This is a genomic window from Rhizobium sp. BK008, assembly GCF_014197345.1.
GTDB lineage: Bacteria > Pseudomonadota > Alphaproteobacteria > Rhizobiales > Rhizobiaceae > Rhizobium > Rhizobium anhuiense.
This window is the reverse complement of record NZ_JACIFK010000001.1, coordinates 1,787,970-1,812,508: the sequence shown is the minus strand read 5'-3', so window position 1 is coordinate 1,812,508 and position 24,539 is coordinate 1,787,970. Positions and strand designations below refer to the sequence as shown.

The following is a 24,539-nucleotide window of genomic DNA, read 5'->3' as shown; positions in this document are numbered from 1 at the left end:
CGGCCGCGCCTTTCCTCAACATCGAAGGATAACATTATGAAGACTGTAACAGGACTGTTCGACAACTACGAAGATGCGAAGTTGGCCGTTGGTGAGCTCGAAGCCGCCGGCATTGCATCGAAGGAAATCAGCATCGTTTCGAATACCGGCGATGGCCGCACCGTCGAGGGGCAGGGCAGTAACGCTGCCGAAGGCGCCGGCACCGGCGCCGGGATCGGCGCTCTCGCAGGCGGTGCCGGCGGTCTGCTCACGGGTCTTGGCATGATCGCCATTCCGGGTGTCGGCCCTGTCGTTGCCGCGGGATGGCTGGTCGCAACGCTGGCCGGAGCAACTGCCGGCGCAGTCGTCGGAGGGGCCGCAGGCGGCGTGGTTGGCGCGCTCGTCAAATCGGGTGTGCCCGAAGAAGACGCCCACGTCTACGCCGAAGGCGTCCGTCGCGGCGGCTCGCTGGTCACAGCCCGCGTCGAGGATGATAGGGCCATGGCGGCCAGAGCGATTCTCGACCGCTCCGAAAGTGTCGACATTGCCGAGCGGCGCGCATCCTATACCAAAAACGGCTGGGAGCGCTTCGACGATACGCTCGACCCCTATACACCGGCCGAAGTGGATGCCGAACGTGGCCGGTATTCGACCGGCCCGCGTATCTGATCTTCTGCGAATAGTTTCGGAAAACCGGCCTCACCAGGGCCGGCTTTTTCATGGCGGCGGTTCAACTTGTGAAGGCTGCCAATTCGATGGCAGTTTGCTGGCAGCAAAGACGGCCGCCCAACTTGATCGGCCTCGGCGGCGCGAGGAACTTCGGCCTGGATATGGAGTTGATGTTGTCGATTGACAGCACTGATGCTGCGATCGAACGAGGCTTTTCAGATGTCGAACAAACCCAACTTCTTCTCTTCCTTTGCAACTGCCGTCGCCGACCTCTCGGGAAAGCCGTTCACCTTTGTCGCGGCTCTGGCGCTTGTGTTCGTCTGGGCGGTGTCAGGCCCGTTTTTCGGCTATTCTGAAACCTGGCAGCTTGTCATCAATACCACCACGACCATCATCACATTCCTGATGGTGTTTGTGTTGCAGAACAGCCAGAACCGTGACGGAAAGGCTTTGCAGGCCAAGCTTGACGAACTCATCCTGACGAGCCAGGCCGCCAACAAATTTGTCGGTATCGAAAAGCTGGAGGAGGGCGAACTCAGGGAAATGAGCAAGACCCTTGCCGAAAAGGCAGAATGCGTCGAGGAAAAAGCGGATGAGAAATCTGCCGCAGAGGCAGCGTCCGCCTAATTCGCGCTCTCTGAGATTTGGCCGTGATGTTGCTGGCGCATTCCCTCGATTGCGTCGGCGTCGTTCTTCTCAGCCGCAATCCAGTGGTTTCCTGCCTTGCTTGAGCGGATCAACTCATCGAGCTTGGCATGGAGTGCCATCATGTCCCGATTCTGGGAGTGCTGCACCAGCAGCAAAATGAAAAATATAGTGAGTGTCCCGAGCATGTTGGTCAGCAGAAACCACTGCCGTGGGAAGGAAATGCTGAGACCCACTGCCGCCCATAGAGCTATGAACGCGATCAGCATGACCGGGACCACACGATGCCCTGCCCATGAGACGGCCAAGTCAGAGATCTGTCGAAAGCGCCAGTGCATACGGCTCTCCACAGCGCGTAAAAGGAAAATAGAGCAGATCGGGACAGCTTCCATCGCCCGGGCTGATAAATAGACGCTGCAAACGACCTAAAACCCGCGTTTCCACGGGTTTTACGTTACGAACATGACGACGAGACGGTCAATTCAATTTGACCGATGGCTCCCGACCCCAGACCCGCAGTTTGCCAAGCGCCTTGATAAAGGCGCTGACATCCTTCGCCGCTCCGAGTGCAATCACGCCCTCATCCAGAGAATCGGCAATGCCGGCTTTTTGCATCAGCGGCAGCGCTGTCTCCACATAGCCGATGAACTTGCAGTGCACGAAGGCATCCGCCACGAAATCGCGGGCCGTTGCCTCCTTCAGCAGATCGCCGGTTCCCTCGGCCGAGGGGAGGAGGGCGACGGCGTCGTAAAGCACCGAAGGTCCGCCGTCGATCATCTGATGCGCCTCGATCCAATTGCCGTCCGAGAGCGTCACGCCGCCGATCTTCGGCGCGATCACTTCGAATGTTGCCTTCTGCTCGGTGATCTCGGCAAGCAGCGCCTTGAAGACAGCGGCATCGCTGCCGTCGCTGACAAGAATGCCGAGCTTGCGTCCTTCGAACCGACCCGGGCCGCGCTCGATAATGCTGAGCGCCGGCGACGGCTCGAGATCCTGCCGGGTCGGCATGGCCGCGTCGGCAGGCTTCGGCATCGACTTGAATCCGAGGGCGTGGCCGACCTTGCTGGCCAGAGTCTCATCGATGTTCATCAGATGCGAGACCATGCGCTCGCGAATGACCGGCGTTTCGACCTTGCTCAGTTCGAAGATCAGCGCCGCGGCAATATGGCGTTGCTCCGGCGGGGTCTGGCTGATGTAGAACTGCCGGGCCTGGCTGTAATGATCGGCAAAGCTTTCCGGTCGCAGCCGAACCTTGGGACCCTGTTCCTCGGCGGGGAAGTGGCGATAGCCCTGCACCGGCGATTCCCGTGGCCCCTGATTCCAGGAGTTCGGCTGGTAATTGACGCGCCCGACAGGATTGCGCATCGCCATATGGCCATCCTGCTGAAAATTGTGGAAGGGACACTTCGGCGCGTTGATCGGCAGATGTGTGAAATTCGGACCACCCAGACGTTTCAGCTGCGTGTCGAGATAGGAGAAGTTCCGTCCCTGCAGAAGCGGATCGTTGCTGAAGTCGATGCCGGGAGGAACATTCTGCGTCATGAAGGCGACCTGTTCGGTCTCCGCAAAAAAGTTCTCCGGCATTCGGTCGAGAACGAGACGGCCGATCGCTTTGACCGGAAGGATCTCCTCCGGAATGATCTTCGTTGGATCGAGGATGTCGAAGTCGAACGTGTCGGCGAAGTCCTGATCGAAGAGCTGCACGCAGAGTTCCCATTCCGGGAAGGCTCCCGACTGGATCGACTGCCAGAGGTCGCGGCGATGGAAATCCGGATCGGCACCATTGATCTTGACTGCTTCGTTCCAGGCGACGGACTGCAGACCGAGTTTCGGTTTCCAATGAAATTTGACGAAGGTCGACTCATCCGCTGCATTGACGAAGCGGAAGGTATGGACGCCGAAACCCTCCATGAAGCGGAAGGATCGTGGAATGGCGCGGTCCGACATCACCCACATGATCATGTGCATGCTTTCGGGCGTCAGCGTGATGAAATCCCAGAAATTGTCATGCGCCGACTGCGCCTGCGGAAATTCCTTGTCGGGCTCCGGCTTTACCGAATGGATGATGTCGGGAAACTTGATTGCATCCTGAATAAAGAAGACCGGGATATTATTGCCGACCAGATCCCAATTTCCCTGCTGGGTGTAGATCTTCACCGCAAAACCGCGCACGTCGCGCGCCAGATCAAACGAACCCTTGCTGCCGGCGACGGTCGAAAACCGCACGAAAGCCGGTGTTTTTTCGCCGGGCCGCTGGAAAAGATCGGCCCGGGTATAGGCGGCCAGGGATTCGTATGTTTCGAAGTAGCCATGGGCGCCGTAACCGCGGGCATGGACGACCCGTTCGGGGATGCGCTCGTGGTCGAAATGAAAGATCTTCTCGCGGAAGTGGAAGTCATCGATGAGGGCAGGGCCGCGGGCGCCGACGCGAAGCGTATTCTGATCGTCGGACACGGGGCCGCCTTGAGCGGTGGTCAGCACAGGCTTGCCGTCTTCGGCAAACTGATGAAGCTCGCCGCCTGCGCCGCGGTGCAGCTTCTGATCATGGATCGTTGCATTGTCCGAGGGCGAGGTTTTGGACGTGTTCTTGGCCATCTCTATTCTCCGGAAAGGGTGTGACCTAACCGAAGCTCCACAATGGCCACATGTTCCGCTTGATGCGAAATAAACCGCCACTGAGGAGAGAAGCCGCTTCACTGCGGCCGAGAACCAGCCACGAGGCAGGGATAGCCCCAGATAAAATTGGGACGCGGAGCCTTTCGACCTCGCGTCCCCGTTTCGTCTGCCCCTAGGTTCGGGAGGTAACGATAAGATCTTCCTCTTCGTCGCGTTGCGATCCGCCGAAAGCTGCAGCGGCCGCGGCGATGAAAGCCCCGATCAGAAGTGACAACGAGCCGAGCAAGGCCGTCGTGGAGGCCGCCTTGCGTGCCTCATCGGCGGCTTTCTGGGCGGCGACCTTGGCGTCTTCAATGCGCTTCAGGACGGTGTCGACGCGGGTGCGTGCATCGGCTTCGGAAAGGCCGGTGCGCGCAGCGACGATCGTGGCAAGATAGGCCTTGTCGTCATCCGGGATCTGGCCGGCGGCGGCACCGTTGAGGAGAATGCGGGAGACCTCAGCCGTTGCCGCAGTATCATCGGATGTCGCGCCTGCTCGGGCCTGTTCAGGACGCAGCAATGCGTCGGTAAAATAGGCGGTGGAGAGATCGACAGGCGATGAGGTCGACGATGCTGCCGCCGTACCGGCGGCAGTGGCGGCCGAACTCACGGCTTGTGCGCCCGCACCGGCAAGCGAAGTCAGCGACGAGGCGAGAAATCCGGCGACGAAGATCGTCGCCAGCGCCCAGCTTATGAAGCCATGCGCCGTGTCACGGAAGAACACCTCGTCAGTGTGGACGGCCGCCCACTTGGTTCGCAGCCGCCCGGTGATATAGCCGCCGAGCCCGGAGGAGAGCCATTGCACGACAACGAGCCAGATCGCTGCCGTGACCCCCACCGTGCCGAGCGAACTGCTTTGCCCCGACCAGGGCGACACCATCGTCAACCCGACCCCGGATCCAAGCAGCAACAGAATGAGGGTCACTCCGATGGCCGCAGCGGCGCCGCCGAAGATCGGCCCCCATGCCATGGCGGATTTGGAGGATTCGACCGGAGTAGCAATCTCTCCGGCACCTGTCATTGAAACCGACATGATCTGTTCCTATCGCATAAACAGAGCAAGAAGGATGATGATCGGCAGTGGAACACCAAGCAGCCAAAGCAAAATACCGCGACCCATGAAAGACCTCCTGTCAGAACCTGACGTTACGTGGTTGATGCCACTCAACTTTGAACCACGGTCTTTGTTCCCGGCCGGCTTGGTCATCGACGATGCTGATAGGAAGCGACAAGAATCTTCTGCATTCGGAACTAACGCAAGTCGGGCAGCGCCCCTATATCTTCAGGCGAAAGGTGATCTGGAAGGGAGAGCAGCGGCTTTCATCGCTCGGTCACGGCCTAAACGGAAGAAGCATCGATGAACAGATTTCGGGCATTTGTCGCAGCCGGCGCAATCAGTCTTGCCGTCATGGCCTCGGCCTGCTCGACGCCGCCGAATTCATATGGCACGGCATCAGGATATCAGCCGGGCGATTCAATGAACCGGGCCTGTGCGGACGGCTTCCGTCCCGGTGACGGCCGTTCGTGTAGCTATTAGAGATAGTCGCCTCTTTGTCGCTTGCGAGAGAGGTGCTGCGTAAGCGGTCATTCCGTTTAGTGACAGCCGCAACGGCAGCGCCGATCGCAGCGTCATCGAACAGTATCGGGCCGAATGCGCCGCCTATTCCGATTCCTATCGCCATGGCGATCGGAGAGCTCGACCGATTTGACGCCGACTGGATTACCGACGATGAACGGCACGAGAGCTTGTGGCAGATCCAGAGGCTGGCCGCGCCGGATTGTCCTTCGACGGCCCATCCATCCCATTACCGTTTTTTCCGGAGATCACCTGGCAAAGCGTCAATGAGTTGATGCACTTTTCCGGTCGCGAACGCGATGTCCTCGCGCGGCAGATGGACTGTTATCTCAATCTCTTCCCACCTGCCGCCATGGTCTTTTGCGAACCTGACGGCGGCTTCCAAAGATGTGAATTGCACGGCCGGTGCGTTGGCGGTCCAGAACTGCACGCTGCAGTCCGCCGCACTGTAATCTAAAAATGCTTTTTCGGGATCTAACGCCATGGCGTTTGCTTTACACCGCCGGCGGTTGGTTGGCCAGCGAATGCCTACCCGTCGTAAAAAGCGCGTTGTCCGCCGAGGGGGAAGAAAACGCCTGATTTCGGATTTATCAACGAAACAGGCGTTTGCTTGAAAAAATGGCTCCCCGGGCCGGATTCGAACCGGCGACCTGTCGATTAACAGTCGAATGCTCTACCGCTGAGCTACCAGGGATCACTGCTTGGCGCGGTGTGAGTGGGCTAATACAAACGCTTTCCCGATTTGCCAAGCGGTTTTTTCAAAAAAATGAAATGAACTTGTATTTGGGTTGCCTGCGCCCATCTCTGGGGAATGACAAAAGGGAATGATCGCAGAGAGACGAGGGGCGGCGAAAAGCGCGAGGCGCGGGCAAGGCGCTTCGGCATCGATCATGCCAGCGGCAGGCTTGTGCTCGGCTCCTTCAGCATCGGCTTGCCGCGCTCGCGCATCGCGCGGATGGGGCTCGGCGTAGCTCTCATCTTGTGCGGGTTTCTGGGCTTCCTGCCCATCCTCGGCTTCTGGATGCTGCCGCTTGGCTTCATCGTGCTCTCGCACGATCTGCCGTTTGCGCGCCGGCTTCGGCGTCGGCTGGCGGTCTGGTGGCACAGGCGGGGGAAACCAGCTGGCTGACGGCCGCCCCCGTGGAACGGTGGAGCGCTTTTCGCATTTGTGGTTTATGAAGTGTAAGTGCGCCACAATGGCCCAGGTGACGAAATGAAGCTATTTTTTGTGGTTGTCCTGTCCGCGGCGAGCATGCTCTCCGGCGCTCCCGCCGAGGCCCAGAGTGTCGACAGCGGCGGTTTCGACGCCCGCGGCATCTGCCGCCGGCCCGAAGGCTGCGTGGTCGATCATGGCCAGGGTGGCTATAGCGGACCTCGCAACTATCGCAACTTCAACGGTCGCAACGAGCGCAATGGCGACAATGACCGCGACCGGAACAATCGTCGTTATCGTTCTCAGAACAGAAGCGACAATTTCGCCCCCACAGCCAACCGCCTTGCCGCCGGCCCTGTGATGGAACTGGGCGTGCCGCCTATGCAAATTCGGGTCTAGTTGGATCTGAGTTCGCTTTCCTCGAAAACTCCGCCATGGTCCGGGTCGAGGCTGGTCGCCATCAACAGGCTGCAGGCGGCAAGGAGGAGGACGAGCTTCATGGTGTAAGACGCCACGGAAACCGGTTGCCGACGGCCCTGTGATACGCGAGACGGCGCTATATAATATTTATAATAGAAGTGCGGATCATCCGTTTCCAGCAGGTTCCGATAGACGTGCGGTGGGATATTCGCGTGTTTCACCGGCGTAGAACCGGGAAACTTTACATGGAGATCCCTGGTTTCGGCATCGTATGCGGCATGCATATGCTTAGATTTGAGGGCAGCCCAATCCATCGCAGCTCCTTACCCTCCCGAGGATAATTGAGGCCTGGACGGCGATCGAAGTCAAGCTGCCAATTTGTTTCAAATGCAATCATTGGCAGGAAATGGGGCATCGCGACGGTCATGGAAATTCCAGCCTGCACCCGTGCCGTTCCGGGATCGGAAAATGCCCTTTTCGGTAGAGGTGGAATGGCGTTTTTCCGAAATGCCCTCTTGCGATTTCCTTACGATCATTCTAAACGCTCGCCACGGCTCAGATAACGAGCGCGTGAGGCCTCGTGGCGGAGTGGTGACGCAGAGGACTGCAAATCCTTGTACCCCGGTTCAATTCCGGGCGAGGCCTCCAACATCTTCCCACATGACAAACCCGTCTGAAATGCGCCCAAACGATGGGCGCTGCATGGGCGCTTCAGGCGCAAATGCTACCAGACCCGCTGGCCAGGCGAAAAATCGAACTGTGACGGATTGATTCCGGTGAGGCGGTAGAGCGCCTTCAGGCCGCCTTTGCGGATTTCCGCCTGATATTGCAGATCGCTCAATTCAGACCGGTCATCGATTTCAGGGCCGTCGCCGAGCAGCCGTCGCATGCCCTGCGGCGAAATGCGGGTGAAACTGCGAATGTCGCCGCTGCTGTATTTGATCAGCAACAGCCGGGCATCAGCGTTGTAGTGAAGCGCTTCTATACCGCGCGATTGGATCAGGAAGGTTTGCATGCGCGCACCCATAGCGGAAGGTGAGGGCGCTGCAACAAAATGGTTGACGTAACGTTAATGTGCGTGCGGTCGCAAAGGGTTGGAACTGTTGGAAAAATGCGCGCACCTGCGGTCGCGCCGCTATTTCAAGTGGAATGGAGCGCATGTCAAAACTGCGTCCGCCAGCGTGAGGTTGCCGCAGACGCGATGCGGGGGAGATCGCCGAGCGTAGTTCGGCGCGCTATCGCCTCCAGGTCGTTTCGCCGTCCAGCAGCCCGCAGCAGAATATGCCGACAAGCGCTGCGAGGATGAAGAAATCGAACAGCGTGAAATATTCGAAAATCGCAGACATGGCCTGCTCCTCCCATTTCCTCCGTTGCAGATCATATCATGAAGGGGCAGAAGCTTCCACGCTGGAGTTGCAGCGTCCACTCCGTCTCCTGTGGCGCGGAAGAGGCGTCTGCCGGATTCTTTTCGCCGGCGGCTGCCAAGCCTTGAAAGCATCCGTGGCGGGGATTAAGAGACGAAGGACAGGAACCGCTTTTCAAAGAGCGAGAGGACATGATGGATTTCGAAGCAGCGCGCGTAAAGATGGTCGACACTCAGGTTCGCACCACGGACGTTACCTCCCATTCCGTGCTGATGGCGCTTCTCACGGTGCCGCGTGAGGCTTTCGTGCCGGAGAAGGCGAAGCTGTTGGCCTATATCGACAACGATGTCGAAATATCAGCCGCCGCACCGGGAAAGCCGGCCCGATTCCTGATGGAGGCGTCTCCGCTCGCCAAGCTGCTGCAACTCGCCGCGATCACCAAGGATGATTTCGTCCTCGAAGTCGGTTGCGGCACAGGTTACACCTCGGCGCTGCTGTCAATGGTTGCCGGCTCCGTCATCGCGCTCGAATGCGACGAGACGCTGGCCGCCGAGGCGAAGGCCAAGCTTGCCGACTATGCCAAAGTCGAGGTCGTCACCGGCCCGCTCGAAAAAGGTTACGCTGCCGGCGCTCCCTATGATCTGATTTTCGTCAACGGCGCCGTCGAGGAAGTTCCAGCAGCCCTTCTCGGTCAACTGCGCGATGGTGGCCGCCTGATCACGGTCGAGGGTTACGGCAATGCCGCCCGCGCCAAGGTCTTCGTCGCCGAACGCGGCGCGGTTTCGGAAAACGTCTTCTTCAATGCCTCGGTCAAGCCGCTGCCGGGTTTCGCCAAGGCGCGCGAATTCGTTTTCTGACATCGTTCTTGTCGACGAAATTCAACGACGGGCGCCATCGGCGCCCGTTTTTTATGAGCGCCGCTGGAAAGCCTTCACAAACATAATTTATCCTGACGCCGCCACAAAATCACGGCAGGCTTTGCGGGTGGCAAACATTGGGTAACAAAACTGTGCATGGCCGCATTCATTTCATTCGCGATGATTTTTTTCCCGCCTGGGGTATTCTAAGGTCGTGGTGATTCGGATGAATGCTCCACACCATCCGGTCGTTGTTTTGGAATAACGGGGATAGATATGGCTCAGCCAAGTGTAGCGCGTGAACCGTCCATGGAAGAAATTCTGGCCTCCATCCGCCAGATTATCGAAAGCAATGAGCCCGGCGCCGGCAAGGCGATTTCCCCATCCCTGCCGCCGGTCTACGGCGCCGACGAGGATGAGAACAGCTCCGAAATCCATTTGACGGTCGACGACACCTATGCCGGTGTGGAATTCCCCGAACCGGTCATGCGCTCTTCCGATCCGCGTTTTGTCGCCGCCAATTCGGCCGGCACCCCCGAAGCGGAAGTGCCGGCCCGCGCGCTGTCGCTTGCCGATGTCGCCGCCCGCGTGCGCGCCGCCTCCGAGCGCAGCGCCGTGCATGCCGGTCAGGCACTGCGCGAAATTCCGAGCGGCTTCCGTCAGCCCGAACCGCAACCGGCCGCAATACCGGAGCCGCCGCGCGCCGTGGCGCCACAACCCCAACCGCAACCCTCACAGCCCTTTTTCCCGGCTGCCGCAGCGCCTGCTCAGCATGCTCCGATCCAGCAGCCGGCCGAGCCGGTGCTGACGGAAGCGCCTGGGGTGGCCGTCGCCGAGCCGGCGCCTGCCGTCGAAACAGCGCCGCCGGCTATGGAGCCTGCTCAGTCGTCGGTCGAGCGTTTCCTGCCGAGCGTTATGGACGAGGTCCAGCCGGCGCTGCTTTCGGAAGATGCCGGCCTGCAGATCAGCCGTTCCTTCGAGGAGCTCGCCGCCGCGATCGACGGTGCTGAACGCCGCTCGCTGGACGAAATCGCCGAGGACATGCTGCGCCCGATGCTGCGCGAATGGCTTGATGACAATTTGCCGACACTGGTCGAGCGGTTGGTGCGCGAAGAAATTGAGCGCGTGGCACGCGGCCCGCGCCGCTGATCGGATTGCTTTTTCCTGAAAAGCCGCTCCGGTCTCCGGGGCGGCTTTTTTATTGACTTGCCCGTGGCCATCCTATTTACAACCTCCATCCTCGAACCTCGAAATTGGTCAGAAAATGCTCGACAAGACCTATGATTCCGCCGCCGTCGAACCAAAAATCGCCGCGAAATGGGATGAGGCGGACGCTTTCCGCGCCGGCGCGAACGCCAAGCCCGGGGCCGAGACCTTCACCATCGTGATCCCACCGCCGAATGTCACCGGTTCGCTGCATATGGGCCATGCGCTGAACAATACGCTGCAGGATATCCTGGTCCGTTTCGAGCGCATGCGCGGCAAGGACGTGCTCTGGCAGCCGGGCATGGACCATGCCGGCATCGCCACGCAAATGGTCGTCGAGCGCAAGCTGATGGAACAGCAGCTGCCGGGCCGCCGCGACATGGGCCGCGACGCCTTCATCGACAAGGTCTGGGAATGGAAGGCCGAATCGGGCGGACTGATCTTCAACCAGCTGAAACGTCTGGGTGCATCCTGCGACTGGTCGCGCGAACGTTTCACCATGGACGAGGGCCTGTCGAAGGCCGTTCTCGAGGTTTTCGTCACGCTCTACAAGGAAGGGCTGATCTACAAGGACAAGCGTCTGGTCAACTGGGATCCGAAGCTCCTGACGGCGATCTCCGACCTTGAAGTCGAACAGCACGAGATCAAGGGCAATCTCTGGCATCTTCGTTATCCGCTGGAGCCGGGCGTTACCTACCAGTACCCGATCGCTTTCGACGAGGAAGGCAAGCCGACCGAATGGGAAACGCGCGACTATATGGTCGTTGCGACCACGCGACCGGAGACGATGCTGGGTGATACCGGTGTTGCCGTCAATCCGGAGGACGAGCGTTACAAGTCGATCATCGGCAAGCACGTCATCTTGCCGATCGTCGGCCGCCGCATTCCGGTCGTTGCTGACGGCTACGCCGATCCGACCGCCGGTACCGGTGCCGTCAAGATCACGCCTGCGCATGACTTCAACGACTTCGACGTCGGCAAACGGGCTGGCCTGCGCGCGATCAACATCCTGAATATCGACGGCACGATCACCATCAAGGACAATGAGGATTTTCTCGAAGGCCTCGACAATCCGGCGGCGCTGCATGGCGCCTGGGATCGCCTGGAAGGGCAGGACCGTTTCTATGCGCGCAAGGTCATCGTCGAGATTTTCGAAGAGGCCGGCCTTCTCGACAAGATCGAGCCACACAAGCACATGGTCCCGCATGGCGACCGCGGCGGCGTGCCGATCGAGCCGCGGCTGACCGAACAATGGTATGTCGATGCCAAGACGCTCGCCGAGCCGGCGATCGCCTCGGTCCGCGAAGGCCGCACCAGGATGGTGCCGAAGAGCTGGGACAAGACCTATTACGAATGGATGGAAAACATCCAGCCCTGGTGCGTCTCCCGTCAGCTCTGGTGGGGTCACCAGATTCCCGCTTGGTATGGCCCGGACGGCCAGGTCTTCGTCGAAAAGACCGAGGAAGAGGCGCTGCAGGCGGCGATCCAGCATTACCTCTCGCATGAGGGGCCGATGAAGGCCTATGTCGAGGACCTGCTCGAAAACTTCAAGCCGGGCGAGATCCTGACGCGGGACGAGGACGTGCTCGACACATGGTTCTCCTCCGCGCTCTGGCCCTTCTCGACGCTCGGCTGGCCGGACGAGACGCCGGAGCTGGCACGTTATTACCCGACCAACGTTCTCGTCACCGGTTTCGACATCATCTTCTTCTGGGTCGCCCGCATGATGATGATGGGCCTGCACTTCATGAAGGACGAGGACGGGCAGCCCGTCGAGCCCTTCCAGACCGTCTATGTCCACGCGCTGGTGCGCGACAAGAACGGGCAGAAGATGTCGAAGTCGAAGGGCAACGTCATCGATCCCCTGGAACTGATCGACGAATACGGCGCCGACGCGCTGCGCTTCACCTTGGCGATCATGGCCGCGCAGGGCCGCGACGTGAAACTCGATCCGGCCCGCATCGCCGGCTACCGTAATTTCGGCACCAAGCTCTGGAACGCCACGCGTTTTGCCGAGATGAACGGGGCGAAGAGCGATCCGCATTTCGTGCCGGAGGCGGCCGAGCTCACCATCAACCGCTGGATCCTGACGGAACTTGCCCGTACGGAACGTGACGTTACGGAAGCACTCGAAGCCTTCCGCTTCAACGATGCCGCCGGTGCGCTCTATCGCTTCGTCTGGAACGAGGTCTGCGACTGGTATCTCGAACTCTTGAAGCCGGTCTTCAACGGCGAGGACGAGGGCGCCAAGGCTGAAGCCCAGGCCTGCAGCGCCTATATTCTCGAAGAGATCTACAAGCTGCTGCATCCCTTCATGCCCTTCATGACCGAAGAGCTTTGGGCCCATACCGCAGGCGATGGCAAAGAGCGCGACACACTGGTCTGCCACGCCGAATGGCCTGCGCCCTCCTATGCCGACGACGGCGCCGCCGACGAGATCAACTGGCTGATCGACCTCGTCTCCGGCATCCGCTCGGTGCGCGCTGAAATGAACGTGCCGCCGTCGGCGACAGCCCCGCTCGTCGTCGTCAAGGCCAACAGCCTGACGCGTGAAAGGCTGTTCCGCCACGACGCGGCCATCAAGCGGCTTGCGCGCGTCGAGGCGATATCGCTGGCGGAGGACGCGCCGAAGGGTGCCGCACAGATCGTTGTCGCCGAGGCCACCATCTGCCTGCCGCTCGGCAAGCTGATCGACCTTTCCGCCGAAAAGGCTCGGCTCGAAAAGGCGATTGCCAAGATGGAAGGCGAGATCTCCCGGATCGACGGCAAGCTCTCCAACGAGAAGTTCGTCGCCAATGCCAATCCCGAAGTGGTCGAGGCCGAACGCGAGCGCCTTGAGGAACTGAAGGGTCAGATCGGCAGCCTGACGACCGCTCTTTCCAGGGTGAGCGAAGCCGGGTAAATTTCCCCGACCCATTTTGGTAAGTTATTTCAAAGACGCGCCCTTTGCGGGGTGCGTCTTTTTTACTGCTGCCTCATGCGATTCGGTCCCGAACCAGCAGATTTTAGGCGTCTCAGCCTGTGGATTGTTGTCGTACAAGGGGCCTGCCGGCGAAAAGTGCCACTGTTGTCGGATTGATACAGCTTCTGCAATGTTTGGAATGAAAACCCAAAAGTACCGCTGAAATGCCGCCAAGTTCGAAAAAAATTTTATTAACCAGATTTTTTGACGTGTCCGTCAATTTCTTTACGTAAATTAGCCACTGCAATGGCCGGGAGCGCCGCTGAGGGGCGCGTTGCCATATCACGCGAACACTTACTAGAGTGGGGTCACATCAATTGCTGGAGTGGGGGAGACACAATGGCATCTCGTAGGTTTTCCAAGGGCATAACATCGCTCGTTCTTTTTTCGTCGCTTGCATCGCCATCCTTTGCCGGCGGTCTGGAGCGCGGCGGATACAATATCGACCTTCTCTTCGACAATTCGCGGTTTGCCGTGCAGTCCGGTGCGACCTATGTCATGCCGCAGCGTAAGCTGAAGAACGTCAAGGACACCGATCCCACCGATGGCCTCGGCACCAACGGCATCGGCGGCGGTTCGACCACGGCGGATGATACCGAGGATTACTGGGTCCCCTATCTCGGCGTGAAGGTTGGTCTCGGCGACTCGATCGACTGCATGGGCGATTTTTCGACACCCTTCGGCGCACACACCAATCCCGGCGCTGACTGGCTTGGCGTCAACGACAATATCGAAACCAAGATCAGCACCCGCAATTACGGCGCCACCTGCTCCTATCGTTTCGATATGGGTCCCGGCCAGCTTCGCCTGATCGGCGGCGGATTCTATCAGACGGTCGAAGGTTTCAAGACGCGCCTCGTGGCGCCGATCACCACAATGCCGGCCGCGCTGATCTATGACGGCACCGGTCGTCTGGATCTTGCCGACCAGGCTATGGGATGGCGGGCGGGCATCGCCTACGAAATCGAGGAATATGCCTTCCGCGCCAGCCTGGTCTACAACAGCAAGGTCAAGTATGACGATCTCACCGGCACGGTCGACCTGACCGAGGTGCCGAAGGCCGCCAATCCCAAAAATCCCTACCTCGGTGTCGTGACGCCGGTCTATGGGGAGGCCGAGGCGCCGGATTCCGTTGAGCTCAAGCTTCAGAGCGGCATTGCGCCCGATTGGCTCGCCTTCGGGTCGGTCAAGTGGACGAACTGGAGCGTGCTGCAGTCGATCGCCTTCTGCCCGAAGGCCACCAAGGGCGTCGTCGCCTGCTCCGCCAGCAGCCAGCTCACCTCGCTCGATCTCTTCTACCGCGACGGCTGGACGGTCAGCGGCGGCGTCGGCCACAAGTTCAACGACCAATGGTCCGGTGCCCTCAGCCTGACCTGGGATCGCGGCACGAGCCAGGGCTACGGCGCCCAGACCGATACATGGACGCTCGGCGCAGGTGTCGCCTATACGCCGGTCGAGAATGTCGAGTGGCGTCTGGCCGGCGCGCTCGGCATCATGACGGGCGGGGATTCCGGTACCTACGTCTATAATGGCCGGACCTATGGCAACGACGTCTCCTATTCCTTCGGCGACGATCTGGTCGCGGCTCTTTCCACCAGCGTAAAGGTCAAGTTCTGATCCTGCGATCCAAGTAAAAGTGTTAAAGCCCGGCAGTTTGCCGGGCTTTTCTTTGGGCGGTCGGCAAGACAAATCGACGTTCCAATTTGTGACGATTCAGCAACACTTTTTTACGACGATTGGCGTAAGGTGGCGGCGGGGCGAATTTGTCCATTTCCCGCCACAAAGAGGGCGCAGCGCTATTTGCAGGCGAGGAGATGGCAGGCTTACGGTGCGTGTAAATAGTAGCATGGGTCGATTTTTTTCCGGTAACACCAGATCGCACGGCGCGATTGGCGACAGTCGTTTGATTGCAGTCGTTTCGCTTTCCGAACAAGGCTGTTCCGGCCGCCAATCCGGCCTTGCGATGACGTCGCCGATCCATCCATTGTCGTTGTTTTCGACCCGTTCGGATGAGCAGCCTAGCTTTGCCGGAGACGTCGATACCGCTTTCGTCACATTTGCTGTTTACGAATGCGATGAGGCGGGAAGGCGGATGCCGCACCTGCCGAAAGAATGCCACGGAGATTGCAGTCGGGGCCATGCCGGGAGCCGGGTGGTTCTGAATGATGGGCTGAGAATAGCGCCTTTGAGAAAAGGCCACTGGGCTGGATGCGACGCGGGTAAGGGAGCCATTGAGCTCGCCGCGGGATCGCTCGCCTCGAAGGAATACATCCGCGGGATGCAGGGCGCGAGCGCCGTTGCCGCCTGCCTGAGATGAACGAAAGAAATCGGTTGAAATGGTGACGTCCGAGTTCAAACTGTTCAAATTCATGCTGATGGGCATGTCGATAGCCGTCGCGCTGGCGCTGTCCGGTCCGTGCCGCGCATTCGATATCAAAGGCGGCGTCAGCAAGGAATCCGGACCCTTCGACCTCTTCAAGTTCGGCTTCAAGGCCTACAAGAACGGCCAGAAGGAAGAGGCGGTGGAAGCCTATAGATACGCCGCCGAAAAGGGGCACACCGGCTCGCGCTGGGCGCTTGCCAACATGTATGCCGATGGCGACGGCGTCACCCAGGATGATTTCGAAGCCTTCAAGATCTATAGCGAGATCGCCCAGCAGGGCGTCGAGCCCGGTTCGGAAGATACCGGCTTCTTCGTCAACGCGCTGCTCTCGCTCGCCAACTATTACAAGCACGGCATTGCCGGCAGCCCGGTCAGGATCGACCTCAGCCAGGCACGCCAACTTTATTTCCAGGTGGCCTCCACCTTTGGCGTCCCCGAAGCGCAGTTCCAACTGGCGCAGATGATGCTCGCCGGCGAGGGCGGCAATGCCAGCCCGCAGCAGGCGAAGAAATGGTTGAACCAGGCCCGCAAGAGCGGCCATCCCGGCGCCATGGCGGTCTTCGGCAATATCCTGTTCGACGAAGGCCAGACGGCCCGTGGTCTGGCGCTGATGACGGCGGCACTCGACCGCTGCAAGCCCAAGGACTGTGGCTGGATGGAAGCGTTGCAGGAGCAGGCCTTCTCTGTTGCGAACGAGGCCGACCGCCGCACGGCGGTATCCCTCTCGCACAGCATCGCGACCGGTTCCGACGACTAGAGGAGTGCCGTGCATCCTTTCGGACCCACGGCACGGTAAGGCGGAAAAGCCTCAGCCTGCAAAATCGAAATAGGCGATAACAGGCACGTGGTCGGACGGCTTTTCCCAAGCCCGCACATGTTTCTCGATCGCGGCCGACGTCATCCGGTCGGCGGCTTCCGGCGACAGCATCAGATGGTCGATGCGGATGCCGTTGTTCTTCGGCCAGGCGCCGGCCTGATAATCCCAGAAGGAATAGAACTGCGTCGCATCCGTCGTCGCGCGCACCGCATCCGTCAGCCCGAGATTTTCGAGCCGGCGGAACGCCGCCCGCGTCTGCGGCAGAAACAGCGCATCGTTTTCCCAGACCTTGGGATCGAAGCAGTCGTGCGGTTCCGGGATGACATTGTAATCGCCGGCAAGGACCAGCATCTCCTCATAGGCCAGCCGTTCGGCGGCGAACGCCCGCAGGCGCTCCATCCAGGCGAGCTTGTAGGGATATTTCTCCGTGTCGACGGGATTGCCGTTCGGCAGGTAGAGGCAGCAGACACGCAGGATGCGCGTGTCGGGGAGCGTGAACACGGCTTCGAGGAAACGCGCCTGTTCGTCCAGCGGGTCGCCGGGTAGGCCGCGGTTCACTTCGAAAGGGGAACTCTTGGAGAGGATCGCCACGCCGTTGAAGCCCTTCTGGCCGTGCGTCTCGACGTGATAGCCGAGCGCCTCGATCTCCAGCCGCGGAAACCCTTCGTCGACGGTTTTGATTTCCTGCAGGCAGACGATATCGGGATCGGAATCCTTGAGCCATTGCGTGAGATTGTCGATGCGCGCCTTAACGCCGTTGATGTTCCAGGTCGCGATCTTCATGGCTCTGTCCCGTTAGCTTCGTGCGCTTCTTTTATCGCGGTATTTCACCAGGGGACAAGACGATAAACCGGCCGGAAATAGTTCTTCGGCCGGTTCGTTGGGGAGAAGGCCGTGCGTTCAGAAGTCAGATCGAGAAGCTGGTGCCACAGCCGCAGCTTGCCACCGCGTTCGGGTTCTTGATCTGGAAGGATTGGCCAAGCAGATTGTCGACGAAGTCGATCTCCGAGCCTGCCATATAGACGAGCGACAGGCTGTCGATCAGCACCTTGGCGTCGTTCTTTTCGACGACGATGTCGTCGTCGCCGGCGTTATCGGCAAGATCGAACTTGTAGGAAAAGCCCGAACAGCCGCCGCCTTCGACGGAAACGCGCAACGCGCTCTTGCCGGCTTCGGCGCCGACGATCGCAGCGATACGCTTTGCCGCGGCATCTGAAAGGGTTACACTCGTATCCGTCATGTTTCCTCCTGCCGGGGTCAAGATCCGGAGAGAATGGGTTTTGGCACTGAAATGTTCAAATGCCTGATATCAAAGAAACTTACCATAATCCTAGCGAAAAGGCGATGATACGCCGATGCGGTTGAGAAAGCGCCTCTTTGCCGTTTTATCGGGCTATAGGTATGAAGGGCGAAGAGCGGCGTCAATGGGCAGATGCGGCAACATGCAGGATGACGGTGAAGAATGACGATCGATACGCGTGCTTTGGGTTTCGGCAGCAGTGAGAGGGCGGTCTATGCGGCCGACCCCTGGACGAGCCGCGGACGACTCTATCAGGAAGACGGAAGCCCGACGCGCTCCGATTTCCAGCGCGACCGCGACCGCATCGTCCACACCACCGCCTTTCGCCGGCTGAAGCACAAGACGCAGGTCTTCATCGCCCAGGATGGCGATCATTACCGCACCCGGCTGACCCATACGATCGAGGTGGCGCAGATCGCCCGCGCGCTCGCCCGCGCCCTGAAGCTCGACGAGGATCTGGCCGAAGGCGTCGCCCTCGTCCACGATTTCGGTCACACGCCCTTCGGTCACACCGGCGAGGACGCGCTGCACGAGGTGCTGCTGCCCTATGGCGGCTTCGACCACAATGCACAATCGCTGCGCATCGTGACCAAGCTGGAGAGGCGTTATGCCGAATTTGACGGCATCAACCTGACATGGGAAAGCCTCGAAGGTCTCGTCAAGCACAATGGTCCGCTTCTGACGCCGGATGGCGTCGGCACGCGCGGCCCCGTTCCCCAGCCGATCCTCGATTATTGCGAGCTGCACGATCTCGAGCTTGCAAGCTATGCCAGCCTCGAGGCCCAGGTCGCGGCGATCGCCGACGACATCGCCTATAATACCCACGATATCGATGACGGCCTGCGTTCCGGTTACCTGACTTTCGAGATGTTAGAGGAAATCCCGTTTCTCGCCGGGCTGATGGCCGAGGTGAGGGAGCGATATCCGCATCTGGAGCCGAGCCGCTTCACCCATGAGATTATGCGCCGCCAGATCACCCGCATGGTCGAAGACGTGATCGGTGTCGCGCAGGCGCGCCTTTCCCTCCTTCGCCCCGAGAGCGCCGGCGACATCCGCGGCGCCGGCCAGGTGATCGCCACCTTTTCCGAGGCGATGGCCGAGACCGACCGGCAGATCAAGGCGATGCTTTTCAAGCGCATCTACCGCAATGCCGATATCATGCGCATCCGCGCCGGCGCGGCAAAGATCGTTACCGATCTGTTTGGCGCCTACATGGCCAATCCCAAGGAGATGCAGAGCCATTACTGGGTCGATCATATCGCCGGCCTGTCCGATGCGCCGAAGGCCCGCCATGTCGGCGATTATCTGGCCGGCATGACCGACACCTATGCGATCAGCGCCCACAGGCGGTTGTTTGACCACACTCCGGATTTGCGATAGGCAGCGGTCGCCCACGCCGAGGGTCGATTTGAGCCTTTGGCACAGCCTATGCATGGAAGAGTGCGATGAACCTTTTTACCGACTTCGAAGCCAGGATCAAAACCGCCCTTGAACAGATCGATCTGGTCAGGGAAAAGCGATCTGAGCTCGATTTCGGCCGCATCACCGTCGAGCCGCCGCGTGACGCGAGCCATGGCGATGTCGCGACCAATGCCGCGATGGTGCTGGCAAAACCGCTCGGAACCAATCCGCGCGCGCTGGCCGATGTCATCATCGCCAAGCTGAAAGAGGATGCCGACGTCGCCGATGTCTCGGTTGCCGGCCCCGGTTTCATCAACATCCGTCTCGCCGTCGGCTACTGGCAGCGGCTGCTCGCCTCGATCATCGGCGCCGGCACCGATTACGGCCGCTCGACGCTGGGTGAGGGCAGGAAGGTCAACGTCGAATATGTCTCGGCCAATCCGACCGGCCCGATGCATGTCGGCCATTGCCGTGGCGCCGTCGTCGGCGACGCGCTTGCCAACCTGCTGGCTTTTGCCGGTTACGGCGTCGAGAAGGAATACTACATCAACGATGCCGGCTCGCAGATCGATGTGCTCGCCCGCTCCGTTTTCCTGCGTTATCGCGAAGCGCTCGGCGAAAAAATCGGCGAAATCCCTTCGGGTCTCTATCCCGGCGACTATCTCGTGCCCGTTGGCCAGTCGCTTGCCGCCGATTACGGCGTGCGGCTGCACAACATGCCGGAAGAGCAATGGATGCCGATCGTCAAGGACCGCACCATCGATGCGATGATGGTGATGATCCGCGCCGATCTCGCGGCGCTGAACGTCCATCACGACGTCTTCTTCTCCGAGCGCACCCTGCATGCCAATGGGGCCGCGGCGATCCGCACGGCGATCAACGACCTGACCTTCAAGGGTTATGTCTACAAGGGCACGCTGCCGCCGCCGAAGGGCCAGCTTCCCGAGGATTGGGAGGATCGCGAGCAAACATTGTTCCGCTCGACCGAAGTGGGTGACGATATCGACCGGCCGCTGATCAAGTCGGACGGCGCCTACACCTATTTCGCCGCCGACGTCGCCTACTTCAAGAACAAGTTCGACCGTGGTTTCGACGAGATGATCTATGTGCTCGGCGCCGATCATGGCGGCTACGTCAAGCGCCTGGAAGCGGTTGCACGCGGCGTTTCGGATGGTAAGGCGAAGCTGACGGTGCTGCTTTGCCAGCTCGTCAAGCTCTATCGAAACGGCGAGCCGGTGAAGATGTCGAAACGCTCCGGCGATTTCGTCACGCTTCGGGACGTCGTCGAGGAAGTCGGTCGTGATTCGGTCCGCTTCATGATGCTCTACCGCAAGAATTCCGAGCCGCTCGACTTCGATTTCGCCAAAGTGACCGAACAATCGAAAGATAATCCTGTTTTTTACGTGCAGTATGCGCATGCCCGCTGCATGTCGGTCTTCCGGCAGGCGAGGGAGGCTTTTCCCGGCCTCGAAGTTTCGCCCGAGGATCTCGCGAAAACCGTTGCTGGCATTGGTGATCCGGCCGAATTGCAGCTTGTCGCCAAGCTCGCCGAATTCCCGCGGATCGTCGAGGCGGCCGCCCAGTCGCAGGAGCCGCATCGCATCGCTTTTTACCTCTACGACGTCGCAAGTTCGTTCCACGCGCACTGGAACAAAGGTAAAGATCAGCCGGAATTACGATTTGTTAATGATAAAAACCGAGAATCAAGTATTGCCAGACTTGGGCTGGTGTACGCCGTCGCGTCGGTTTTGAAGTCGGGACTTGCCATTACAGGCACTGCCGCACCGGACGAAATGCGATAACGTCACCATTTCCCCACAATGCGCTGGCATTTGAGCGTTGGCGTTTGCGAGTGGGATAGGCATGGCTGATAAACAACTTGCGTATGATACGCGCGGAAAAGACGATCTGTTTGCCGACGACGATCCGTTGGCCGAACTTGCCCGTATCGTCGGCTTCGAGCCGCGTGTTGCAGCGAATACGATGACCGAGGCGGCTCGGCGCGAGCCGGCCCTCGATCTCGAGGAAGAGCTTGGGCGCGAGTTCGACCGATACGATTCGCCACGTCCGCTCGCAGAGCTCGACCGGCCCGCCGAGCCGATCTCTGACGACCTGCCTGAAGATTACGTCGAGCCCGTTCTCGATGTTTCTCCCGCTGACGAACGTGCGGAGGCTGCTGAGCCGGTGTCCGTCGCTCCCGATGATGCTGACGAAGACGTGACTTTGGCCGTGGAGAATCAGGACACGCCCGCCGCCGACTGGGCGGAGCAGCTTTCCCCTGAGCCCGCTCCCGAAGCGTCGGTGCAGTCGGTCTTCGGCGGTGCGCGCGACCTCATCGAGGAGCTTGAGCTGTCGATCGGTGCAGCACCGGTCTCTTCGCTGCCGCAACCCGCCAAGGCGCCGCAATGGTCGGCTGCCAGCATCAGGCTGCCGCTCGCCAATTTCCATGCCGCGAAGCGCGAGGAGCCGGTTGTTGCGCCGGCGCCTGTGGCCGAAACGGTCGCAGCACCGGTCGCTGAAGCGCCGTCCGTCGATCTTCCTGTGGTCGAGCCGCAATCTGTAATCGAACCGCCGGCGTCTGTCGCCGCTGTCGAGCCCTCCGAGGAATTCGAATCCGCTTCGCCGTCGCTTGGCTTCCCCGCCGAACTCGATCGCCATGATGAGGTCGTCGCGTCGGAAGAGGCTGCCGAGGCCGAGGAATTTGTCGAAATCGAAGACGGGCTGGAGGATTTCGGCTCCGACGCTGGTTTCGATCTCATTGCCGCGGCCGTCGAAGGCGAGATCCAGGCTGATGCGGCGCTGACTGAGGTCGTACCGGAAGTTCCACACACTGCCGGCACGTTCGATCTCGACGATCTGCTGGCCGACGTCTCGCGTTATCCGGTGCCGCAACGCGCCAATCCGGCGCCCGTTTCGCCGCAGCCCGCATCGATCGAGGCGGCACCCGCTCCTGCCGTCCCGGTGGCCGCAGCACCTGTTCAGCCCGAGGTGATCGCGCCCGCGTCGGTCGCCGCAGCATTCGTCCAGCCTGCTCCGATCGAGCCAGCTCCGGTCTATGCTGCCGAAGCCGCACGGCCTGTCGCGCCGCAACTTGCCGAAGTCGTTGCGCCGCAGCCTGCTGCAACGGCATATTCGCAGACGCCGCGGCCCGTACAGGAAGCCGACGATCCCTTCGCCGGCCATGATTTCGAGCTGGATCTTGCCGGCATCGAACTGGAACTCGCCGATCTCGATTTCTCCGAGCAGATCGAGCCTGCGCCCCAGCCGATAACCCCTGCGCCGCAGCAGGTCGCCGCCGTCTCTCCGCGGCCGGCTCCCGTTTTTGCGCCTGAGCCGCCAGCTCCTGCTCCCCAGCAGGCTGCCGCCGCCTCGGTGCGGCCCGCTCCGGCCGCCGTTCCTGAGCCGCAGGCGCCAGCTCCGGCGCCGGCTTTCAACTGGGCGGCGCCTGTCGCCGAATCCACCGAAGACTTGCCTTTCGATCCGGCGATGATCTCCGATCCGGAGGATCGTCCCGAGACCGTCGACGATATGCATGTGCCGGCGCTGCCGCCGGTCGAGCAGCCTGCGCCGGTCGCGAAAACTGCGGATTTCGATTTCGATCTCGACGCAGAGATCGCCAGCTTCTTTGAGCCGGCCAAACCGCGGGAAACCCCGGCGCCGGTCCGGGATACGGCTGCTGCCGCGGCAAAGCCGGTCAAGCCCACCATCGCCGATGGCCTCGATGATTTCGAACGGGCGCTGGAGGAGGATTTCCGCCGCAGCGTGCGCGAACCGGTCGAGCGCCGTGAAACCTCCGAAGTCCGTATCGAATCGGCAAGCCAGGCCGCTGATTTCAGCCGCGCCCGGTCGATGCGCCGGCTGCTGGCCGGGGCTGTCGTTCTCGTCGTTTTTGCCGGCGTTGGTTATGGCGTCTATTCCTCCGTCTGGAACGGCGAGGGGCTCGGCATTGTTGCAACCGGCGAGCCGCGCGTGATCACCGCCGACAAGGAGCCGGTCAAGGTCGTTCCGGAAAATCCGGGCGGCAAGACCGTGCCGAACCAGGATAAGGCTGTCTACGACCGCGTCGCGGGTTCTGCCGAGGAGCCGAAGCAGAAGGCGCTCGTTTCTTCCGACGAGGCGCCCGTCGATGTCGTCCAGCGTACCCTGACACCGGAAGCGCTGCCTGAGGACGACGAGAACGCCAATGCCGGTGATCAGGTCACGCCGACCGCGGTCGGTGAGACGCAGGATCCGCGTCTGCTGCCCAACCAGGACAATGCCGACAACGCTTCGGCAACCGATGCCGACAAGGCGCCGTCCGTTTCGCCGCGCAAGGTCCGCACGATGATCGTCAAGCCTGACGGCACCTTGGTCGCACGCGAGGAGCCGGCGCCCGCCGACCAGCCGACACAGGCGGCGCAGTCTGCCCAGCCGACGCAGTCGGCTCTGCCGCCGTTGACGGCCCAGACGACGCCATCGATCCCGACTGCGCCTCCGGTCGCCGGAACGGCCGCAAGTTTCCCGGCGAGCGCCGAGGTTGCTTCCGCCGATGCTCGTTCTGCAGCACCTGCTGAAACCGCGCCGGCTGAGCCGCCGCTTGCAGGCAGCGCCGACGCGCAGGCCGCAAATCCCGCCCCGGTCGAGCCGCCGGTGCGCCCGGTCAAGACCTCGGCGATTGCCGATACCGCTCCGATCCCGACCGCCCGTCCGGTCGACCAGCCCGTCAACGTCGTCGGCACCGTGACCGAGAAGGGCAATGTCCGGCCGCCTGCACAGCAGACGACGGCTGAGGTCGCGGCCGCAGCACCGGTTGCCGCAAAGCCGCAGCAGGCTGCGTCCGCCGGCGGCTACGGCATCCAGATCGCCTCGCTGCCGTCGGAAGACGAGGCGAACAAATCCTATGCCAACCTGTCGAAGAAATTCGCCGGCGTGCTTGGCGGCCGTAGCCATGAGATCCGCAGGGCCGATATCGCCGGCAAGGGCACGTTCTACCGTGTTCGCATTCCGGCCGGTTCCAAGGACGAGGCGGCTGCGCTCTGCGAACAGTATCGCGCCGCGGGCGGAAGCTGCCTGATCTCCAAGTAAGAATCAGGCTCATTGATATCGGAAGCGGCGGACCGGATTGGTCCGCCGCTCTTTTTTGTGCATCGCGCTGGACCTTGCTCGCATTTGG

General features: G+C 60.8%; 22 protein-coding genes and 2 tRNA genes. 14 read left to right on the top strand and 10 right to left on the bottom strand.

Annotation, left to right across the window (positions count from 1 at the left end; genetic code table 11):
- Positions 1 to 36: 36 nt before the first annotated feature.
- Both FHT69_RS08885 and FHT69_RS08880 read left to right on the top strand, forming a co-directional pair.
- Entirely contained in the window at positions 37 to 648 is a 612-nt protein-coding gene (locus FHT69_RS08885) for a general stress protein (protein ID WP_183905236.1), read from the top strand.
- A 219-nt stretch (positions 649 to 867) separates the two neighbouring features.
- Entirely contained in the window at positions 868 to 1,275 is a 408-nt protein-coding gene (locus FHT69_RS08880; RefSeq protein WP_047615366.1) for a low affinity iron permease family protein, read from the top strand.
- Here the strand turns inward: FHT69_RS08880 and FHT69_RS08875 are convergent.
- From FHT69_RS08875 to FHT69_RS08865, 3 genes are all read right to left on the bottom strand, one after another.
- The gene (locus FHT69_RS08875) at positions 1,272 to 1,631 is read right to left on the bottom strand and encodes a low affinity iron permease family protein (protein WP_047614753.1); all 360 of its coding nucleotides are present in this window, start codon (positions 1,629 to 1,631) and stop codon (positions 1,272 to 1,274) included. The genes FHT69_RS08880 and FHT69_RS08875 overlap by 4 nt on opposite strands.
- Positions 1,632 to 1,770: 139 nt before the next feature.
- Positions 1,771 to 3,888, bottom strand: a complete 2,118-nt coding sequence (locus tag FHT69_RS08870; protein WP_168332906.1) for a catalase — start codon at positions 3,886 to 3,888, stop codon at positions 1,771 to 1,773.
- 193 nt (positions 3,889 to 4,081) lie between these two features.
- On the bottom strand, positions 4,082 to 4,981 hold the full coding sequence (locus tag FHT69_RS08865; RefSeq protein ID WP_097543835.1) for a hypothetical protein: 900 nt from the start codon (positions 4,979 to 4,981) through the stop codon (positions 4,082 to 4,084).
- A 324-nt stretch (positions 4,982 to 5,305) separates the two neighbouring features.
- Between FHT69_RS08865 and FHT69_RS34135 the strand changes: the two genes are divergently transcribed.
- The gene (locus FHT69_RS34135) at positions 5,306 to 5,485 is read left to right on the top strand and encodes a hypothetical protein (protein WP_080759894.1); all 180 of its coding nucleotides are present in this window, start codon (positions 5,306 to 5,308) and stop codon (positions 5,483 to 5,485) included.
- 268 nt (positions 5,486 to 5,753) lie between these two features.
- On the opposite strand, the gene FHT69_RS08860 is transcribed toward FHT69_RS34135, so the two are convergent.
- Together FHT69_RS08860 and FHT69_RS08855 are read right to left on the bottom strand one after the other, a co-directional pair.
- Positions 5,754 to 6,008 (bottom strand): hypothetical protein, encoded by a 255-nt coding sequence (locus FHT69_RS08860; protein ID WP_017991185.1) that lies wholly within the window; start codon positions 6,006 to 6,008, stop codon positions 5,754 to 5,756.
- Between the two features lie 135 nt (positions 6,009 to 6,143).
- Positions 6,144 to 6,218 (bottom strand) — tRNA-Asn (locus FHT69_RS08855).
- A gap of 117 nt (positions 6,219 to 6,335) precedes the next feature.
- On the opposite strand from FHT69_RS08855, the gene FHT69_RS08850 reads away from it, so the two are divergent.
- Together FHT69_RS08850 and FHT69_RS08845 are read left to right on the top strand one after the other, a co-directional pair.
- On the top strand, positions 6,336 to 6,653 hold the full coding sequence (locus FHT69_RS08850; RefSeq protein ID WP_047614760.1) for a hypothetical protein: 318 nt from the start codon (positions 6,336 to 6,338) through the stop codon (positions 6,651 to 6,653).
- A gap of 84 nt (positions 6,654 to 6,737) precedes the next feature.
- Positions 6,738 to 7,076: a hypothetical protein gene (locus FHT69_RS08845; protein ID WP_047614762.1), complete on the top strand. Its 339-nt coding sequence runs from the start codon at positions 6,738 to 6,740 to the stop codon at positions 7,074 to 7,076.
- Here FHT69_RS08845 and FHT69_RS08840 read toward each other — a convergent pair.
- Positions 7,073 to 7,411 carry a KTSC domain-containing protein gene (locus FHT69_RS08840; protein WP_097543836.1) on the bottom strand — a complete coding sequence of 113 codons (339 nt, stop codon included), beginning with the start codon at positions 7,409 to 7,411 and terminating at the stop codon, positions 7,073 to 7,075. The genes FHT69_RS08845 and FHT69_RS08840 overlap by 4 nt on opposite strands.
- A 260-nt stretch (positions 7,412 to 7,671) precedes the next feature.
- On the opposite strand from FHT69_RS08840, the gene FHT69_RS08835 reads away from it, so the two are divergent.
- Positions 7,672 to 7,745: transfer RNA gene (locus FHT69_RS08835), tRNA-Cys, on the top strand.
- Between the two features lie 76 nt (positions 7,746 to 7,821).
- On the opposite strand, the gene FHT69_RS08830 is transcribed toward FHT69_RS08835, so the two are convergent.
- Positions 7,822 to 8,124, bottom strand: coding sequence for a hypothetical protein (locus tag FHT69_RS08830; RefSeq protein ID WP_097543837.1), 303 nt, complete (start codon positions 8,122 to 8,124; stop codon positions 7,822 to 7,824).
- A gap of 528 nt (positions 8,125 to 8,652) precedes the next feature.
- Between FHT69_RS08830 and FHT69_RS08825 the strand changes: the two genes are divergently transcribed.
- The 4 genes from FHT69_RS08825 to FHT69_RS08810 all read left to right on the top strand — a co-directional run bounded on the left by FHT69_RS08825 (position 8,653) and on the right by FHT69_RS08810 (position 15,103).
- On the top strand, positions 8,653 to 9,318 hold the full coding sequence (locus FHT69_RS08825) for a protein-L-isoaspartate O-methyltransferase (protein WP_174824495.1): 666 nt from the start codon (positions 8,653 to 8,655) through the stop codon (positions 9,316 to 9,318).
- A gap of 276 nt (positions 9,319 to 9,594) precedes the next feature.
- The gene (locus FHT69_RS08820) at positions 9,595 to 10,467 is read left to right on the top strand and encodes a DUF2497 domain-containing protein (RefSeq protein WP_183905235.1); all 873 of its coding nucleotides are present in this window, start codon (positions 9,595 to 9,597) and stop codon (positions 10,465 to 10,467) included.
- A gap of 115 nt (positions 10,468 to 10,582) precedes the next feature.
- Positions 10,583 to 13,426, top strand: coding sequence for a valine--tRNA ligase (locus tag FHT69_RS08815; RefSeq protein ID WP_047614767.1), 2,844 nt, complete (start codon positions 10,583 to 10,585; stop codon positions 13,424 to 13,426).
- A gap of 399 nt (positions 13,427 to 13,825) precedes the next feature.
- Complete coding sequence (locus FHT69_RS08810; protein ID WP_047614769.1) at positions 13,826 to 15,103, top strand: OmpP1/FadL family transporter; 1,278 nt, start codon at positions 13,826 to 13,828, stop codon at positions 15,101 to 15,103.
- 22 nt (positions 15,104 to 15,125) lie between these two features.
- Here the strand turns inward: FHT69_RS08810 and FHT69_RS08805 are convergent, their stop codons facing one another.
- Complete coding sequence (locus FHT69_RS08805) at positions 15,126 to 15,869, bottom strand: hypothetical protein (protein ID WP_164735957.1); 744 nt, start codon at positions 15,867 to 15,869, stop codon at positions 15,126 to 15,128.
- Here FHT69_RS08805 and exoR point away from each other — a divergent pair.
- On the top strand, positions 15,823 to 16,626 hold the full coding sequence (gene exoR, locus FHT69_RS08800) for an exopolysaccharide production regulator ExoR (RefSeq protein WP_047614771.1): 804 nt from the start codon (positions 15,823 to 15,825) through the stop codon (positions 16,624 to 16,626). The genes FHT69_RS08805 and exoR overlap by 47 nt on opposite strands.
- 51 nt (positions 16,627 to 16,677) lie before the next feature.
- Here the strand turns inward: exoR and xth are convergent, their stop codons facing one another.
- Positions 16,678 to 17,469, bottom strand: coding sequence for an exodeoxyribonuclease III (xth, locus tag FHT69_RS08795; RefSeq protein WP_047614772.1), 792 nt, complete (start codon positions 17,467 to 17,469; stop codon positions 16,678 to 16,680).
- Between the two features lie 124 nt (positions 17,470 to 17,593).
- Positions 17,594 to 17,926, bottom strand: a complete 333-nt coding sequence (erpA, locus tag FHT69_RS08790) for an iron-sulfur cluster insertion protein ErpA (protein ID WP_063475454.1) — start codon at positions 17,924 to 17,926, stop codon at positions 17,594 to 17,596.
- Between the two features lie 222 nt (positions 17,927 to 18,148).
- Here erpA and FHT69_RS08785 point away from each other — a divergent pair, with 222 nt between their 5' ends.
- The 3 genes from FHT69_RS08785 (at position 18,149) to FHT69_RS08775 (ending at position 24,451) form a co-directional block, all read left to right on the top strand.
- Entirely contained in the window at positions 18,149 to 19,366 is a 1,218-nt protein-coding gene (locus tag FHT69_RS08785) for a deoxyguanosinetriphosphate triphosphohydrolase (protein ID WP_047614775.1), read from the top strand.
- Positions 19,367 to 19,431: 65 nt separating this feature from the next.
- Positions 19,432 to 21,189, top strand: coding sequence for an arginine--tRNA ligase (gene argS / locus FHT69_RS08780; RefSeq protein ID WP_183905234.1), 1,758 nt, complete (start codon positions 19,432 to 19,434; stop codon positions 21,187 to 21,189).
- Positions 21,190 to 21,250: 61 nt separating this feature from the next.
- Positions 21,251 to 24,451: an SPOR domain-containing protein gene (locus tag FHT69_RS08775; RefSeq protein WP_183905233.1), complete on the top strand. Its 3,201-nt coding sequence runs from the start codon at positions 21,251 to 21,253 to the stop codon at positions 24,449 to 24,451.
- Positions 24,452 to 24,539: the final 88 nt, after the last annotated feature.

Bases quoted from the DNA above. Each gene is read 5' to 3' on its own strand.
- FHT69_RS08885 (WP_183905236.1), top strand. From the start codon at position 37: ATGAAGACTGTAACAGGACTGTTCGACAACTACGAAGATGCGAAGTTG.
- FHT69_RS08880 (WP_047615366.1), top strand. From the start codon at position 868: ATGTCGAACAAACCCAACTTCTTCTCTTCCTTTGCAACTGCCGTCGCC.
- FHT69_RS08875 (WP_047614753.1), bottom strand. From the start codon at position 1,631: ATGCACTGGCGCTTTCGACAGATCTCTGACTTGGCCGTCTCATGGGCA.
- FHT69_RS08870 (WP_168332906.1), bottom strand. From the start codon at position 3,888: ATGGCCAAGAACACGTCCAAAACCTCGCCCTCGGACAATGCAACGATC.
- FHT69_RS08865 (WP_097543835.1), bottom strand. From the start codon at position 4,981: ATGTCGGTTTCAATGACAGGTGCCGGAGAGATTGCTACTCCGGTCGAA.
- FHT69_RS34135 (WP_080759894.1), top strand. From the start codon at position 5,306: ATGAACAGATTTCGGGCATTTGTCGCAGCCGGCGCAATCAGTCTTGCC.
- FHT69_RS08860 (WP_017991185.1), bottom strand. From the start codon at position 6,008: ATGGCGTTAGATCCCGAAAAAGCATTTTTAGATTACAGTGCGGCGGAC.
- FHT69_RS08850 (WP_047614760.1), top strand. From the start codon at position 6,336: ATGACAAAAGGGAATGATCGCAGAGAGACGAGGGGCGGCGAAAAGCGC.
- FHT69_RS08845 (WP_047614762.1), top strand. From the start codon at position 6,738: ATGAAGCTATTTTTTGTGGTTGTCCTGTCCGCGGCGAGCATGCTCTCC.
- FHT69_RS08840 (WP_097543836.1), bottom strand. From the start codon at position 7,411: ATGGATTGGGCTGCCCTCAAATCTAAGCATATGCATGCCGCATACGAT.
- FHT69_RS08830 (WP_097543837.1), bottom strand. From the start codon at position 8,124: ATGGGTGCGCGCATGCAAACCTTCCTGATCCAATCGCGCGGTATAGAA.
- FHT69_RS08825 (WP_174824495.1), top strand. From the start codon at position 8,653: ATGATGGATTTCGAAGCAGCGCGCGTAAAGATGGTCGACACTCAGGTT.
- FHT69_RS08820 (WP_183905235.1), top strand. From the start codon at position 9,595: ATGGCTCAGCCAAGTGTAGCGCGTGAACCGTCCATGGAAGAAATTCTG.
- FHT69_RS08815 (WP_047614767.1), top strand. From the start codon at position 10,583: ATGCTCGACAAGACCTATGATTCCGCCGCCGTCGAACCAAAAATCGCC.
- FHT69_RS08810 (WP_047614769.1), top strand. From the start codon at position 13,826: ATGGCATCTCGTAGGTTTTCCAAGGGCATAACATCGCTCGTTCTTTTT.
- exoR (WP_047614771.1), top strand. From the start codon at position 15,823: ATGGTGACGTCCGAGTTCAAACTGTTCAAATTCATGCTGATGGGCATG.
- FHT69_RS08805 (WP_164735957.1), bottom strand. From the start codon at position 15,869: ATGCCCATCAGCATGAATTTGAACAGTTTGAACTCGGACGTCACCATT.
- xth (WP_047614772.1), bottom strand. From the start codon at position 17,469: ATGAAGATCGCGACCTGGAACATCAACGGCGTTAAGGCGCGCATCGAC.
- erpA (WP_063475454.1), bottom strand. From the start codon at position 17,926: ATGACGGATACGAGTGTAACCCTTTCAGATGCCGCGGCAAAGCGTATC.
- FHT69_RS08785 (WP_047614775.1), top strand. From the start codon at position 18,149: ATGACGATCGATACGCGTGCTTTGGGTTTCGGCAGCAGTGAGAGGGCG.
- argS (WP_183905234.1), top strand. From the start codon at position 19,432: ATGAACCTTTTTACCGACTTCGAAGCCAGGATCAAAACCGCCCTTGAA.
- FHT69_RS08775 (WP_183905233.1), top strand. From the start codon at position 21,251: ATGGCTGATAAACAACTTGCGTATGATACGCGCGGAAAAGACGATCTG.